Origin of the sequence: Schauerella aestuarii, from assembly GCF_009866805.1 — a bacterium.
Taxonomy (GTDB): Bacteria; Pseudomonadota; Gammaproteobacteria; order Burkholderiales; family Burkholderiaceae_B; genus Schauerella; species Schauerella aestuarii.
This window is the reverse complement of record NZ_SIZW01000041.1, coordinates 840678-855784: the sequence shown is the minus strand read 5'-3', so window position 1 is coordinate 855784 and position 15107 is coordinate 840678. Positions and strand designations below refer to the sequence as shown.

The window sequence follows — 15107 nt, the reverse complement described above, 5'->3', positions numbered from 1 at the left end:
GTGTGAAGTCATGCTGCGGGGGCGTCTGACTCGCGTATACGCAAGCCCGCCGAAACGCCGCGGCGATGGAATCGTGAATCATAACTTATAATTTCGCCGGAAATAGCGCACAAATCCCGGCGAATTGACGTTCATAGCGCTGGATTGACCGCAACACGCGGGCTACGCGCCCATTCGCTCGATCTCATCTTTTTCGTAACTACCCATGGCGCTCACAGAACAGGACGTGGTCCGCATCGCTCGGCTGGCCCGCATCGCATTGACTCCGGATCAGTTGACCCGCGCGGAGCACGAATTAAACGGCATGCTCGACATCATTGCCAAGCTGCAGTCGGTGGACACCACCGGCGTGGAGCCGTTGGCGCACCCGCTGTCGGCGCTCGCCGAGGTCAGCCTGCGGCTGCGCGAGGATGCCGTCACCGAGACGGCCTCCGTCGAGCAGCGCCAGGCGCTCCTCGCCAACGCCCCCGCCACCGCGGAAGGCGTGTTTCTGGTTCCCAAGGTCATCGAGTAAGTCCATGTCGACAGCCCCGCTTCACACCCAATTCGACGGCATCGCCGCCTTGCGCGACGCCGTCGCCGCCCGTCAGGTCAGCGCCGTCGAACTCGCCCAGAGCGCGTTGGACGCCATTGCCGGTGCCGGCGACCTGAATGCCTTTCTGCACACCGATGCCGAGCTCACGCTGGCGCAAGCGCGTGCGGCAGACGCGGCCATTGCAGCCGGCACCGCGGGCCCGCTGACCGGCGTGCCCATCGCCCACAAGGACGTGTTCGTCACGCGCCAGTGGCGCACCACCGCCGCCAGCAAGATGCTGGCGAACTACACCAGCCCGTTCGACGCGACCGTGGTCGAGCGGCTCGCTACTGCCGGTGCCGTGTCCCTGGGCAAGCTCAATTGCGACGAATTCGCGATGGGATCGGGCAACGAAAACTCAGCCTTCGGTGCCGTGCGCAACCCGTGGGATCGCCTGGCGGTGCCCGGCGGCTCGTCGGGCGGCTCGGCCGCCGCCGTCGCCGCTCGCCTGGTGCCCGCATCCACCGGCACCGATACGGGGGGCTCGGTACGTCAGCCCGCCGCGCTGTGCGGGGTCAGTGGCATCAAACCCACCTACGGCACCGTCTCGCGCTTCGGCATGGTGGCGTTCGGCTCCAGCCTGGATCAGGCCGGCCCTATCGCCGCCAGCAGCCGCGACCTCCTTGAAATTCTCGACGTGGTCAGCGGCTTCGACGAGCGCGACGCCACCAGCATCGAAACCTGCAACGGCGTTGCTAATGCGCCGGGCCGGGTGCGCACTGATTTCAACCACGCACAAACTGCTTTCGACGCCAAGAGCAGCCGGCCGCTCGAAGGCCTGCGCATCGGGGTGCCGAAGGAGTACTTCGGCGCCGGACTGACGCCGGAAGTGGCCGCGGCCGTCGAAGCTGCCTTGGCGGTTTACGAGTCGCTGGGCGCCGTGCGCGTCGCGATTTCGCTGCCCCGCACCGAGCTTGCGATTCCCGCGTACTACGTGATCGCGCCCGCGGAAGCCTCGAGCAACCTGTCGCGCTACGACGGTGTGCGATACGGTCACCGCACCGCCACCTACACCGATCTGGCCGACATGACGAGCCGCTCGCGTGCCGAAGGGCTGGGCCCGGAAGTGCAGCGCCGCATGCTGATCGGCGCGTACGTGCTGTCGCATGGCTATTACGACGCTTACTACCTGCAAGCCCAACGCCTGCGCCGCATGATCGTCGACGATTTCCGCAGTGCGTTCGAACAGTGCGATGTGATCATGGGTCCGGTCACGCCGGGCGTGGCCAAGAACATCGGCGAAAACCGCGACGACCCCACGGCCGACTGGCTGGCGGATGTATACACGCTGGGCGTGAGCCTGGCCGGCCTGCCTGCCATGTCGGTGCCGTGCGGCTTCGGCGTCGCCGCCCATGCCAAACGCCCTGTCGGCCTGCAGATCATCGGCAATTATTTCGACGAAGGCCGACTGTTGGCCGTCGCCGATCGTTATCAGCAAGTCACCGATTGGCATCGCCAGCGCCCCGGCGCTTGAACCTCGTCATCCGCAGTTTGTTTTGCACTTGTATTGCACATTAGGACGCCAGTATGCGTTGGGAAATCGTCATCGGGCTCGAGACGCACGTTCAGCTCTCGACCGAATCCAAGATTTTTTCGGGCAGCAGCACGCGCTTCGGCGCGGCGCCCAACACTCAGGCCAATCTGGTCGATCTCGCCCTGCCCGGCAGCCTGCCGGTCATGAACCGCGGCGCCGTCGAGCGCGCGATCCGCTTCGGCCTGGCGGTGAATGCGCACATCGCGCCGCGCTCGATCTTTGCGCGTAAAAACTATTTCTATCCCGACCTGCCCAAGAACTACCAGATCAGCCAGTACGAGATCCCGGTGGTGCAAGGCGGCACGGTGTCGTTTTTCGTGGGCGAAGAAGAGCGCACGATCAACCTGACGCGCGCGCATCTGGAAGAAGACGCCGGCAAGTCGATGCACGACGATTTTTCGCTGCCCAACGGCGCACCCGCAAGCGGCATCGATTTGAACCGCGCGGGCACACCATTGCTCGAAATCGTGACCGAGCCCGAAATGCGCTCGGCGGCCGAAGCCGTGGCCTACGCACGCAAGCTGCATGCGCTGGTGCTGTGGCTCGGCATCTGCGACGGCAATATGCAGGAAGGCTCGTTTCGCATCGATGCCAACGTCTCGGTGCGGCCGGAAGGCCAGGCGGAGTTCGGCACGCGTGCCGAGGTCAAGAACGTCAACTCGTTCCGCTTTCTCGAACGTGCCATTCAGTACGAAGTGCGCCGTCAGATCGAACTCATCGAAGACGGCGGCACGGTCGTTCAAGAGACGCGCCTGTACGACGCCGATCGCGACGAAACGCGCAGCATGCGCAGCAAGGAAGACGCGCACGACTACCGCTATTTCCCCGATCCCGATCTGCCCCCGCTGATCATCGGCGAAGACTGGATCGCACGGGTGCGCGCCGAGATGCCGGAGCTGCCCGACGCCCAGCGCGCACGCTTCGAAACCGAATACGACCTCTCGGCCTACGACGCCGCGCAGATCACATCCGATGCGGCCATGTCGGCCTATTTCGAGACGGTGGCGCGCGCATTGCCGGCGGGCCAGGCCAAGCTGGCCGCCAACTGGATCATGGGTGAAGTCACGGCCTCGCTGAACCGCGATGACCTAACCGTGGCCGCCATGCCGGTTCAGGCGCCGGCGCTGGCCGCGCTCATCAACCGCATCGTCGATGGCACGATTTCCAACAAGATCGCCCGCGAGGTTTTCGGTGCGATGTGGGCCGGTGAAGCAGGCGGCCAACCGGATGCCATCATCGAGGCGCGCGGCCTGAAGCAGATCAGCGATACGGGTGCGATCGGCGCCATGATCGACGAGGTGCTCGCCGCCAATCCGGCAATCGTGGCCGAATACCGCGCGGGCAAGCAAAAAGCCTTCAACTCGCTGGTCGGCCAGATCATGAAAGCCGCTCGCGGCAAGGCCAATCCGCAGCAGGTCAACGATCTGTTGAAGGCGAAACTCGACGCCTGATCGGCGGCATTCGGATCCGCTGGGCGCGCGGTACCGCGCGCCGCACAGCCCCGCCAGATTCGATCTGCCGGGGCTGTTTTATTTACGCGACGCCGTACCGCGACCGGTACGCCAGTACTGCCGCGCGATGTTCGGCAAACGTATCGTCACGCTCGATCAACGTCAGGATATCGGTGAGCGATGCGATGCTCACCACCGGTATGCCATACGTATCGGCCACCGCTTGCACCGCCGAATGCGCCGACAAGGCATCGTCGGCACCGGCGCGTTCCATGCGGTCCATGGCGATCAGCACGGCAGCGGGCTCCGCGCCCGCGGCGCGAATGATGTCGACCGACTCGCGCACCGAGGTGCCCGCCGTGATGACGTCGTCGATGATGACGACCCGGCCGGCCAACGGCGCGCCCACGAGCGTGCCGCCCTCGCCGTGATCCTTGGCCTCTTTGCGGTTGTAGGCAAATGGAATATCGCGGCCCGCCATGTCGGGATGACTCGCCAGTGCCACCGACGTGGCGGTGGCCAGCGGAATGCCTTTGTAGGCCGGCCCGAACAGCATATCGAACGGCACACCGGACTGCGCCAGCGCATCGGCGTAAAACTGCGCCAGCTTGCCCACCAGCGCGCCGCTATTGAACAAGCCCGCGTTGAAAAAATACGGGCTGATGCGGCCGGACTTGACCTTGAAACTGCCGAAACGCAGCACGTTGGCAGACAGCGCGAAGCGCACGAAATCGACGGCGGAAGTGGACGGTGTGGAAGCGGTCATGGTGGATTGGCGCGGCGGCAAAGCAATTGGCGAAGGCGACATTATCCGCGATTCTTTTACACTGCGAGTCACCTGACCCGATAGAGAGCTCCCATGCGCGTCATCTCCGCCAATCTGAACGGCATCCGTTCAGCCGTCAACAAAGGTTTTCTGCCTTGGCTCGCCCAGCAGAACGCGGACTTCGTCTGCCTGCAAGAACTCAAGGCGCAGGCCGCCGACATGACGGCAGACATGCTCAACCCCGATGGCTGCTACGGCTATTTCCACTACGCCGAGAAGAAGGGCTACAGCGGGGTTGGCATCATCGCCCGCAAGCAGCCACTGCAAGTCATCGAAGGTCTGGGCATTCCCGAAATCGATGCTGAAGGCCGGTATATCGAACTGGTCTACGACAAGCTGTCAGTCATCTCGCTCTACTTGCCGTCGGGCTCGAGCGGCGATCACCGTCAGTCGGCGAAGTTTGTGTTCATGGAGCACTTTTTCGCCCACCTGATCGATCTCGCCCGCCGCGGACGCGAAGTCATCCTGTGTGGCGACTGGAACATCGCGCACAAGGAAATCGACCTGAAGAATTGGAAAGGCAATCTCAAGAACAGCGGTTTCCTGCCTGAAGAGCGGGCATGGCTCACGCGCGTGTTCGACGAGCTGGCCTGGGTCGACGTGTATCGCCGTCTGCACCCGGAAGCCACGGGCGACGCCTACACCTGGTGGAGCAACCGCGGACAGGCGCGCGCCAACAACGTGGGATGGCGCATCGACTACCAGATCGCCACCGCCGATATCGCCGCCACCGCGACTGCGGCATCGATCTACAAAACCGACCGCTTCAGCGACCATGCGCCGCTGACGATCGACTACGACTACCCCGGCGTCTGAACGCTCAAAGCAGAAACAGCAGCCCGCCCGCCACCACGGTGGGCGGCAGCGCCCCCAGCAGCAAGCTCCCCATCCCGACGGCTTCATGCTCGAAGCCCCGGCGCAACAGCGCCACCCCTGCGGGATTGGGCGCATTGGCGATCACGGTCAAGCCGCCACCTGCCACGGCACCCGCCATCAGCATGTACTTGGCCTCGTCCGACATGCCCACGATCAGCGAACCGAGGTAAGTGAGCGCAGCGTTATCCGTAATTGCCGTAAGGCCCAATGCGCTGATGAACAACGCCGCAGGCGCCAGGCTTGACACGATAGGCTGCAGCCACCATTGCTGCATGCCGCCCAGCACCACAAGACCGCCCAAGAAAAACCCGACCAGCAACGCTTCCTTGATGATGAGTGGATTTTGGGCGGCGGGATACGCCTGTGTGTAACCGATGAAAAAGAGGAACAGCGCCAGAAAAACGACCGGGTGATGCGCAAACACCACCACGCCGGCGAGAAAGATCACATGAATCACCGTGACCAGCAGCGGAATCGGCGCGCGCTCACGGCCATGCACGGCGATCGGCGGCGCCGTATTGACGTACTCGCGCAGCAGATACGTGATTGCGCTGGCGTTGATCAGCAGGGCAATCGCCGCTTTCCAACCGAAGGTGGCGGCCATGAACGCCGTATCCCAACCCCAGGCCTGCGCCACCATCAGCACCGGCGGTGCGGCGTAGGAGGTGAGCGTGCCACCCACCGATATATTGACGAACAGCACCCCCAATGCGGCGTACTTGAGCCGTTCGGGCACGCCTGCGCGAAACACCTGCGCGCGCAGCATCAACGCCGCGATCGTCATCGCGGCAGGCTCGGTGATCAAGGATCCGGCAAGCGGCACCAAGGCCAGCCCCAGCCACACTCGCGCCGTGGCATCGCGCATCGGCAGCACACGCGCCATGGCATCGACGGTTTGCATCATCGCCAACGGAATCGGCCGAGAAGCGGCCACCACCATCACGACAAAGACGAACAGCGGCTCGGTGTAATTGCGAGATTCGGCGTAACTCAGTGCGGATTCGCCACCGGCGATGAGTGCCATCGCAGCGATGAGAAGGGCGGCCCAGAAGCCGAATACCACCTCCACCTCGCCCAGCAAATGGAACATGCCGCCATGCCGCGGATAACGCAGCGACAGCTTCTCGATCGATTTTGCGGCGAAGGTATGAATGAGCGCGAAGGCGAACAGCCCTGCGGCAACATAATGAATCGTGCTTGCGTCCATGGCGGCCTCTGGTGCGATAACGGCAAGGGACCGCGGATGCTAGCAGCCGCTCACAGTCTAAATGTTTCCTGCCTGCCGTTCCTGCCTGCCGTTCCTGCCTGCCTTTCCTGCCTGCCTTTCCTGCCTGTCGCTCCTACCTGCCGCTCTTTCCCTGCCGCCACAGCCAGGCGGCGACGCGACGCCCGGCTTCCTTACCGCCAAACAGCCCTACTTTCGGTCCAGCGCGTCGATGTCGCGCCGTCGCAACCAGAGCAACACCAATCCCGGCACGGCGATCAGCACGGTCAACAAAAAGAACACCGGCCAACCGAAAGACTCCACCAGCACCGGCGTCAACGGCCCGGCCAGATACGTTCGGCCCACGGCCGACAACGCCGAGAGCAACGCGAATTGCGTGGCCGAGAATTGGCCCGCGCAGAGCGCCATCAACAGCGCCACGAACGCAGCCGTGCCCAGGCCGCCGCACACGTTCTCGATGCCTACGCCCAGCGCCATGAGCGCGATGCTTTTCGGGCTGATCGCAATCAGCCAATACGCCAGATTCGACACGGCCTGCAGCACGCCAAACCACATCAGCGACTTGTACAAGCCCAACCGCGCCATCAGCGTGCCGCCGGCCAAGGCCCCGAAAATCGTGGCCGTCAGACCGAGAACCTTGTTGACGGTCCCGACCTCGGTAGCTGAAAAACCTGCACCGCGAATCAGGAACGTGGTCGACAAGGCGCCGGCAAATGCATCGCCCAACTTGTAGAACACGATGAGCGCCAGAATGGTGAGCGCATCGCCGCGGCTGAAGAAATCCTTGAAAGGTTCGATCACGGCGCGCGCCAGTGACCGTGGCTGTCTGGCCGGTGCCTCGGGCTCAGGCGCCAGCAACGTGGCGATGGCACACAAGGCCATCAGGCCGCCCATCATCACGTACGTATAGCCCCATCCCAGCCAGCGATCGGCAATCACCAGCGCCAGGCCGCCGGACACCACCATCGCCAGCCGATAGCCCAGGGTGCGGATCGCCGCCCCGGCCCCGCGTTCTTCCGGGCGCAGCACATCGCTGCAATAGGCGTCGAATGCAATGTCCTGCGTGGCCGACAGGAACGCCACGGCCACCGCCAGCAGTGCCAGGGTAAAAAGTGCATTGGAGGGCGAAAACGCGCCCATCGCCATGATGCCCACCGACAGCAGCAATTGCGTGATCAGCATCCAGCCGCGCCGGCGGCCCAGCAACGGCGGCACGTAGCGGTCGATCAGCGGTGCCCAGAGAAACTTGAGTGTGTAGGCCGAACCGACGAGCGTCAGAAAGCCGATTTCCTGCAGCGACACCCCATCCAGGGTGGCCCAGGCCTGCAGTGCCCCGCCGGTCAGCGCCAGCGGCAACCCGCTCGCAAAACCCAACACCAGCAACGGCGCCACGCGTGCGCCGAAATAAATGCGATATGCCGAAGCGATGGGCCTGCTCCCGAAAATCAGACAGTCGCGAAGCGGTAGGCCGCCAACGTGCTGCGCCATTGCGGCAGCACGCGAACTTCGCGATCGTGCTTGAACGTCGCGCGTTCGAGGATGCGAAACCCCAGATCCTGGGCCAACGCCTCGAAATCGTGCAACGTGCACAAGTGGATGTTAGGCGTGTTGTACCACTGATAAGGCATCTGCTTGCTCACCGGCATCCGCCCGCGCAAAATCGACCAGCCGTGCGGCCAATAACCGAAATTGGGAAACGACACGATGCCGAAATCCGCGACCCGCGCCATCTCGCGCAGGATGTGCTCGGTGCGGTGCATCGACTGCAGCGTCTGCGACAGCACGACCGTATCAAACTGCTTGTCGTCGAACAACGCCAGCCCGTCTTCCAGGTTTTGCTGGATGACCTGCACCCCGCGCCGCACGCACTGAATCACATGCGCATCGTCGATTTCGACGCCCGCGCCCAGCACTTGCCGATCGTCGCGCAGCGACGCGAGCAACTCGCCGTCGCCACAGCCCAGATCCAGCACCCGGCTTCCCGGCGCCACCCATCCGGCGATCCGCGCCAGATCCGGACGTAAACCGGCTGACCCGCTTGTCATAGCGTCTCCCGTGCGCTGACTCGTCATGGACGTTCCCGCCCATTCTCATCCAGCGGCAATAAATCCATTTCTTCGGCGATGCGATCGAAGTAGCCCCGCACCACCGCCATGTAGCGTTCGTCGTCCAGCAGGAAGGCGTCGTGCCCGTGGGGCGCGTTGATTTCGGCGTACGTTACGGGCCGGCCGCTTTTGAGCAAGGCGCGCACCATTTCGCGCGAGCGCTCCGGCGGAAAGCGCCAATCGGTGGTGAACGACACCAGCAGAAAATCGGCTTGCGCCGGCGCCAACGCGACCGCCAGATCGCCGTTGGTGGCCCGCGCCGGATCGAAATAATCCAGCGCCCGGGTGATCAGCAGATAGGTGTTGGCGTCGAAGTAGCGCGAGAACTTCTCGCCTTGATAGCGCAGGTACGACTCGACCTCGAATTCGACGTCGTAGCCATAGCGGTATTCGCCGTCGGCCGCCGCATCCCGCTGCGTGCGCCCGAACTTGGTGGCCATGTCGTCGTCGGATTGATACGTGATGTGGCCGATCATGCGCGCCACCGATAATCCGCGGCGCGGCACCGTATCGTGGGCGTAGTAATCGCCCCCGTGAAAATCCGGGTCGGTGATGATCGCCCGTCGCGCCACTTCGTTGAAGCCGATATTCTGCGCCGACAGGCGCGGCGTGCTGGCGATCACCACGCAATGCGCCACCCGCTCGGGCAATGCAATCGCCCAGCTCAGGGCCTGCATGCCGCCCAATGAGCCGCCCATGACGGCCGCAAACCGGTCGATACCGAAATGATCGGCCACGCGGGCTTGTGCATGGACCCAATCTTCCACGGTCAGCACCGGAAACGCCGCGCCCCAAGGCTTGCCCGTTTCCGGATTGGTGCTGGCCGGGCCGGTGGAGCCGAAGCACGAGCCGAGGTTATTGATGCCGATCACGAAAAAACGGCGGGTATCGAGCGGCTTGCCGGGGCCCACCATGTTGTCCCACCAGCCGATATCCTTGGGATTATCGGCCGCCACACCGGCCACATGATGCGAAGCATTGAGGGCATGGCAGATGAGAACGGCGTTGTCGCGGCGGGCGTTGAGCGTGCCATACGTTTCGACGGCGAGCTCGTAGGCATCCAGGCTCTGGCCGTTGGCCAGCTTGAGCGGGACGTCGAACGACAGGAATTGAGCGTTTACGACACCGACGGAGCCGGGATCAGCGGCTGTGGGTGTGTGTGCGGCAACGGCGGATACGCCGGTGGCGCGCAAGGGAGTTGCGGTCATAACGGACCTCTTTAGCTGGATTTATGAGGCGCCCGCAAGCGGATCAGTGCAAATCGGCGCCATGACTAGATCGATATTCTAGCACCCGGGAATACGGTCATTCGCCCGTGTGCGGGCCGATGTACTCGTAGTGGGTGGTGTTGATGCGGGAGATGCGCCACTCGACCGGGCGCTGATGATACGAGTACGCAATGCGATGCACCTCGAGCACGGCAAAGCCCGGCGCCACGTCCAGCCAGACGGCATGCTGCAGGTCGGCATGCGCCACCGACAGCCGCTCCTCCGTAGCGATCACATTCACCTCGAATGCATCCTGGTAGAAGTTGTACAGCGTGCTGGGGCGCGCCTTGAGCTGCGCCTCGGTCAGCCCGCGAAACAGGGCATCCGGCACCACCACGCTATCCACCAGCACCACATCGCCATGCAGCGACAGCAGGTTGCTGAACTCGAACACCATCTCGTCCGGCCCGAGCTGCAGCGCGTCACGTGCGGCGGCCGACGCGCGCACGCGGCGAAATGTGAGCAGCGCATTGGTGGGATAGGCCTTTTGGCCATCCTTGCGTTGCAAGCGGAAGTAGCGAAAAAAGTGCGAGTTGCGCTTATGCGCGGCAACGAACGTCCCTCGTCCCTGCTGCCGCGTCAGGATGCCATCGGCCACCATGTCGTCGATCGCCTTGCGCAGCGTGCCGATCGCCACGCCGAACCGGCTGGCCAACACCTTTTCAGGCGGCAAGGCGTCGCCCTGCTTCCACTCGCCCATGGCAAGCGCGGACAGCATGGCGTCCTTGATTTGCCGGTAGAGCGGACCCTGCGCGCCAGCCGCGGGAACGTCCGCGCCGGTGACGTGCGCGTCAGTGTCTTTCATCGTGATTCTCGAAGCCTCAACGTCATTGTAGGTCGCCTATCCGCCCCAGGCACATCAGGGCGTGGTGCTCCAGATCAGGAATGGCAACAACACAACATACAGCACGGTGGACACCATTACGGCACCCGCCGCCACATCATGCTGATCGGTGTAGCGCCGAATGTACATATAGCTCACCACCGCGCACGGCATCGTCATCTGCATGGCCAGAGCGCCGTTGAGCTGGGGCGACAACGGCAGGAACGCGACCATGGCGTACCCCACGAACAGGCCCACCGACAGCCGGATCGTCCCCACCACGGCGCCCGTACGCAAGCTGTTCGTGGGAATCAGTGCCAGCGCATGGCCCAGGCTGATCAACATCAGCGGCACGGTGACCGCACCCAGGATGCGGGTCATGTCGAGCAGCCAGACCGGCACGTCCACACCCGTGATGCGCACCAGCGCGGCCGCCACGCACGCCAGCAAAATCGGACTTTTCCATGCGCCAGCGGCATGGGCGCCAGGCAATGAACGCACGCCCAAGGTATGCATCAAAAACGAGCTGACGGCGAAAAACGCGATCGAGGCCGAGAGCCCTTCATCGCCGAATACCATCTGGGTGAGCGGCAACCCCAGATTGCCGGCGTTGGGAAAGGCCGCCAACAGCAACAGTTTGCGCACCGGCATGCCGAGCAATTTGAGAATCAGCACCGAGATTGCCGCGCCCAGCGCGAGTGCGCCCACCGTGGAGCCTACGATCAGCAACAAGGTTTCGGACGGCAGATCCGTTGTGACCAGCGTGTGGAACACCAGCGCCGGCGTGGTGACCGATGTGACGAGCACCGTGATGAACGAACCGGCAAACGGATAGTCGCGTTTGGCCCAAACGACGCCGATGCCGACGATGCCGATCAACGGCGCCAGCATGCCAAACGCCGAACCGTAGAGCGCGAGGAATGCCGTCATCGCGTGACCCCGTACCTGCCGGCGGCTGGCGTCATGATGCGCGCCGCGTTCGGCCCGCCAATCCGCACGCGCATCGACACGGGCCTATTTGCCGCGGCGGCGTCATGATGGGCATCGCGATCGAATGCGCGAACGTCACCGGCTTCAAGAAGGAAAAAAGTCATGCGGTCTATCAAACCCTTATCGCCGCGCGAGGCGGCCTGTCTGTATTGGGTGGCCCTGGGAAAAACCAGTTGGGAAACGGCGCGCATCCTCGAGTTGAGCGAGCGCACCGTGAATTTCCATTTGGGCAATGCCCGCGCGAAACTCGGCGCCACCACGCGCACCGCCGCCGTCGCGATGGCTTTGAAACAAGGTTCGCTCAATGCCGTCACCGCTTGACCGACGCCCCACGTACGAATTCGGCAGCGTGTTCGGGCGTGAGGCTCTCAGCAGTGCCCATTGCCACCACTTCGATCAATGCCCGATCGGTGACCCATACTCGCGCGAGCAACCACGGTGGCGCTCTTCCGGCAACACCGGTTTTACCGGTAATGCGAATATCGTCGCCAAAGGCCGGCAAAGTCTGCGGCACCTCGGCACCTACATTGGCATACAAGGATCGGATCAGCGTCTCGCCCAATTGGCGCGGCATGTCCGGCACCCCTTGCGCAGCGGGCGGCAAGGGGGCGTATCCCACAGCGAACAGCGCGTCACCGACGGTGGCCGTGGTCAGCGAGAAGGTGATTTTCTGGTTTCCCAGCGGCAGATCGCGCGATTCGGTGCTGGCTCGAGCGGGAAAAATCGCTTGCACCTGACCGTCGGCGACCGTCAATTCGCGCCAGTTGTAATCGGGCGAGCAGGCGGACAACAGGGCGGCAAGCGGCAAAACCGCGCCACAAAGCGCACGGCGCCACGAGAAAGAGAGACCGGACAACGGCGTAAATTCCAGCAAAATCGATCGGATCGTATTGATCCCAAACGGAATTGTCGCCTATTTCAGTGGCAAAGCCCATATTTCCAGCGTGCCGATCCACCGGATATCATGACCCTGTGCCATACAAGGTCGCGCCAGCGCATCGCCGCAACACCACGTAAAATCCTCGCCTCAACTTTTCACCCTACAGACAACGCCACCGTGACCGATTCATTTCACAGCCGACTAGACCGCCTGGATCGCCGGCGCGATCTGCTTACGCAGACATTGCGCGGCATCGAAAAAGAAGGCTTGCGCGTCGACGCGAGCGGCGTACTGGCCAAGACGCCGCACCCCGCCAGCCTGGGGTCGGCGCTCACGAACGAAAAAATCACCACCGATTACTCCGAGGCGTTGCTGGAGCTGATCACCGGCACGCACACCGGCGTGGACGCGCTGCTGGACGAGCTGCGAGATACCCACCGCTATGTGTACGGCAAGCTTGGCCGCGAATTGATCTGGAATCAATCGATGCCGGCGCAATTGCCTGCCGAGCCCGAGATCCCGATCGCCTGGTACGGCACGTCCAATACCGGCATGCTCAAGCATGTCTACCGGCGCGGCCTGGCCGAGCGCTATGGCAAACGCATGCAATGCATCGCCGGCCTGCACTACAACTTCTCGTTGCCGGACGCGATCTGGAGCGAACTGGATACACCGGGCGACACGCTGCAGGACCGGCGGTCGGCCGGCTATATCGCGCTCATCCGCAATTTCACGCGCTATGCGTGGTTGCTGATGTATCTGTTTGGTGCCGCACCGGCGCTCGATCGCCGTTTTCTCGATGGCGACGGCGGTCTCGAAACCTTCGATGCCGACACGCTTTATCTGCCCTACGCGACCAGCTTGCGCATGAGCGATCTGGGCTATCAGAGCGAGGCCCAGTCGCAGCTCAAGCTTTGCTACAACGATCTCGACACCTTTCTCGGTCGCATCTACGGCGCTGTCACGCAACCCTGGCCCGAGTACGAAGCCATCGGCACGCACCGCGATGGCGAATGGATTCAGCTCAACACCAACGTGCTGCAGATCGAAAACGAGTACTACTCGATCATCCGCCCCAAACGCGCCACGGGCCGCTGCGAACGTCCCGTCACGGCCATGGCCGAACGCGGCGTGCAGTACATCGAAGTGCGTTGCCTGGACATCGATCCCCACGAGCCGATCGGCGTCGCCGCCGACACCAGCCTGTTCGTCGATGCGTTCCTCTTGTATTGCGCCACGGCCGATAGCCCCCTGTTCCCCGAGAATGGGTACTGCACACGCAGCGAAGATAACTTCGCGACCATCGTCAAGGCCGGCCGCAAGCCTGGCCTCATGCTCGATCGCGACGGCGAGGCCGTCTCGCGCGAAGCCTGGGCGACCGACCTGCTCGCCGGCATTCGCGCCTGTGCCGAGGTGCTCGATCGCGCGTATGGCGGCGATCGCTACGCGCAAGCGGTCGCCGCGCAGCATGTCAAAGTCGACAATCCCGACGCCACGCCCTCGGCGCGCGTGTTGGCCGGCATGCGCGAAAGCGGCTTGTCGTTTACCGCCTACACCCTGGCGCAGAGCCAGGCGCATGCCGATACGCTGCGCCAGGTGCCGCTGACGGGCGCTCTACTTGCTGAATACGAGGCCGGCGTCGCGGCGTCCATCGAAGCCCAACGCAAGCTGGAAGCCGACGACGCCATCGATTTCGACACCTACGTCGCCCGTTATCGCGAAGCGCTCAAGACACCGCCCGGCTTTGTTCGGGCTTCGTCCACGCTGGCGTGAAACGCAGCGGCCCCTTGATTTGCAGGAGAACGAACCATGCGCATTGCCCCTCTGCTACTCGTTGCCGCCATGGCGGCACTGGTCACCGCCTGTGCCACCAAGCCGTCCACCGTCGCCACCGTTCCCAATGTCGACCTCAAGCGGTATGTGGGCAAGTGGTATGAGATTGCGCGCTTCCCGATGTTCTTCCAACGCAAATGCGTGGGCGACACCACTGCCGAATACACGGCCAATCCGGATGGCACGATCAAGGTCGTGAATCGCTGCCGTACCGAAGACGGCACCTTCGACGAAGCCGACGGTACGGCTACGGTGGTTGCCGGCAGCAACAACGCCAAGCTCGAAGTGTCGTTCTTCAAACCCTTCAAGGGCGACTACTGGATCATCGGTCTGGATCCCCAGTATCGCTGGGCCGTCGTGGGCGCGCCCGACCGCGACTATTTGTGGTTGCTGTCGCGGACGTCGACCCTGTCGGATGCCGACACCCAGAAGGCCTTGGACACCGCTCGCGCCCAAGGCTACACGTTCGAAAAGCTGGTTTATACCCCCCACGGCGCGCAATAAGCGCCATCCCGCGCATCCGGCGAGGCCCACGGGCACGCCGGATGCGCTATGCGTTGCGGGCGTCATACCCGGACGCAACGATCAGCGACACCTAGGCTTTCCGCCGCCTCCAACGTTCCTCGCATCACGCCCAAAAAAAGAAATTACCACTGCATGTTCGCAGCGATTGCCATCACCACGTCTGACTCTGCGTGGCCGGCTTTGAGGAATTGGAGAGA

Annotated in this window: 15 protein-coding genes and 1 riboswitch; of the genes, 7 read left to right on the top strand and 8 right to left on the bottom strand. The window is 63.4% G+C overall.

Annotation, left to right across the window (positions count from 1 at the left end; genetic code table 11):
* The first annotated feature begins 205 nt into the window (after window positions 1-205).
* Genes gatC through gatB form a run of 3 tightly spaced genes read left to right on the top strand, consistent with a single transcriptional unit; the run spans window position 206 to window position 3559 of the window.
* Window positions 206-514 carry an Asp-tRNA(Asn)/Glu-tRNA(Gln) amidotransferase subunit GatC gene (gatC, locus tag EYW45_RS14905; protein WP_161136164.1) on the top strand — a complete coding sequence of 103 codons (309 nt, stop codon included), beginning with the start codon at window positions 206-208 and terminating at the stop codon, window positions 512-514.
* A gap of 4 nt (window positions 515-518) precedes the next feature.
* On the top strand, window positions 519-2048 hold the full coding sequence (gatA, locus tag EYW45_RS14900) for an Asp-tRNA(Asn)/Glu-tRNA(Gln) amidotransferase subunit GatA (RefSeq protein ID WP_161136163.1): 1530 nt from the start codon (window positions 519-521) through the stop codon (window positions 2046-2048).
* 53 nt (window positions 2049-2101) lie between these two features.
* A complete protein-coding gene (gatB, locus tag EYW45_RS14895; protein ID WP_161136162.1) occupies window positions 2102-3559 on the top strand; it encodes an Asp-tRNA(Asn)/Glu-tRNA(Gln) amidotransferase subunit GatB in 1458 nt (485 codons plus the stop codon).
* Between the two features lie 82 nt (window positions 3560-3641).
* Here gatB and pyrE read toward each other — a convergent pair whose 3' ends face one another.
* Window positions 3642-4325 (bottom strand): orotate phosphoribosyltransferase, encoded by a 684-nt coding sequence (gene pyrE / locus EYW45_RS14890; protein ID WP_161136161.1) that lies wholly within the window; start codon window positions 4323-4325, stop codon window positions 3642-3644.
* A 93-nt stretch (window positions 4326-4418) separates the two neighbouring features.
* On the opposite strand from pyrE, the gene EYW45_RS14885 reads away from it, so the two are divergent.
* The gene (locus EYW45_RS14885) at window positions 4419-5201 is read left to right on the top strand and encodes an exodeoxyribonuclease III (RefSeq protein ID WP_161136160.1); all 783 of its coding nucleotides are present in this window, start codon (window positions 4419-4421) and stop codon (window positions 5199-5201) included.
* Window positions 5202-5205: 4 nt separating this feature from the next.
* Here EYW45_RS14885 and EYW45_RS14880 read toward each other — a convergent pair whose 3' ends face one another.
* The 6 genes from EYW45_RS14880 to EYW45_RS14855 form a co-directional block, all read right to left on the bottom strand.
* The gene (locus EYW45_RS14880; protein ID WP_161136159.1) at window positions 5206-6468 is read right to left on the bottom strand and encodes a putative Na+/H+ antiporter; all 1263 of its coding nucleotides are present in this window, start codon (window positions 6466-6468) and stop codon (window positions 5206-5208) included.
* A gap of 207 nt (window positions 6469-6675) precedes the next feature.
* Entirely contained in the window at window positions 6676-7914 is a 1239-nt protein-coding gene (locus EYW45_RS14875) for a muropeptide transporter (protein WP_407924927.1), read from the bottom strand.
* A gap of 17 nt (window positions 7915-7931) precedes the next feature.
* On the bottom strand, window positions 7932-8531 hold the full coding sequence (gene metW, locus EYW45_RS14870) for a methionine biosynthesis protein MetW (protein WP_161136157.1): 600 nt from the start codon (window positions 8529-8531) through the stop codon (window positions 7932-7934).
* 23 nt (window positions 8532-8554) lie between these two features.
* A complete protein-coding gene (metX, locus tag EYW45_RS14865; protein WP_161136156.1) occupies window positions 8555-9799 on the bottom strand; it encodes a homoserine O-succinyltransferase MetX in 1245 nt (414 codons plus the stop codon).
* Window positions 9790-9869: riboswitch (SAM riboswitch) on the bottom strand. It overlaps the preceding gene by 10 nt.
* Window positions 9870-9896: 27 nt before the next feature.
* Entirely contained in the window at window positions 9897-10664 is a 768-nt protein-coding gene (locus EYW45_RS14860) for a GntR family transcriptional regulator (RefSeq protein ID WP_161136155.1), read from the bottom strand.
* A gap of 54 nt (window positions 10665-10718) precedes the next feature.
* On the bottom strand, window positions 10719-11612 hold the full coding sequence (locus EYW45_RS14855) for an AEC family transporter (protein WP_161136154.1): 894 nt from the start codon (window positions 11610-11612) through the stop codon (window positions 10719-10721).
* A gap of 162 nt (window positions 11613-11774) precedes the next feature.
* Here EYW45_RS14855 and EYW45_RS14850 point away from each other — a divergent pair, with 162 nt between their 5' ends.
* A complete protein-coding gene (locus EYW45_RS14850; RefSeq protein WP_161136153.1) occupies window positions 11775-11993 on the top strand; it encodes a response regulator transcription factor in 219 nt (72 codons plus the stop codon).
* On the opposite strand, the gene EYW45_RS14845 is transcribed toward EYW45_RS14850, so the two are convergent.
* Window positions 11983-12528, bottom strand: a complete 546-nt coding sequence (locus EYW45_RS14845) for a hypothetical protein (protein ID WP_235939039.1) — start codon at window positions 12526-12528, stop codon at window positions 11983-11985. The two genes, EYW45_RS14850 and EYW45_RS14845, sit on opposite strands and share 11 nt — an antisense overlap.
* Window positions 12529-12729: 201 nt before the next feature.
* Between EYW45_RS14845 and gshA the strand changes: the two genes are divergently transcribed.
* Window positions 12730-14325, top strand: a complete 1596-nt coding sequence (gene gshA, locus EYW45_RS14840; RefSeq protein WP_328703637.1) for a glutamate--cysteine ligase — start codon at window positions 12730-12732, stop codon at window positions 14323-14325.
* 36 nt (window positions 14326-14361) lie between these two features.
* Complete coding sequence (locus EYW45_RS14835; protein WP_161136151.1) at window positions 14362-14889, top strand: lipocalin family protein; 528 nt, start codon at window positions 14362-14364, stop codon at window positions 14887-14889.
* Window positions 14890-15107 lie beyond the last annotated feature (218 nt).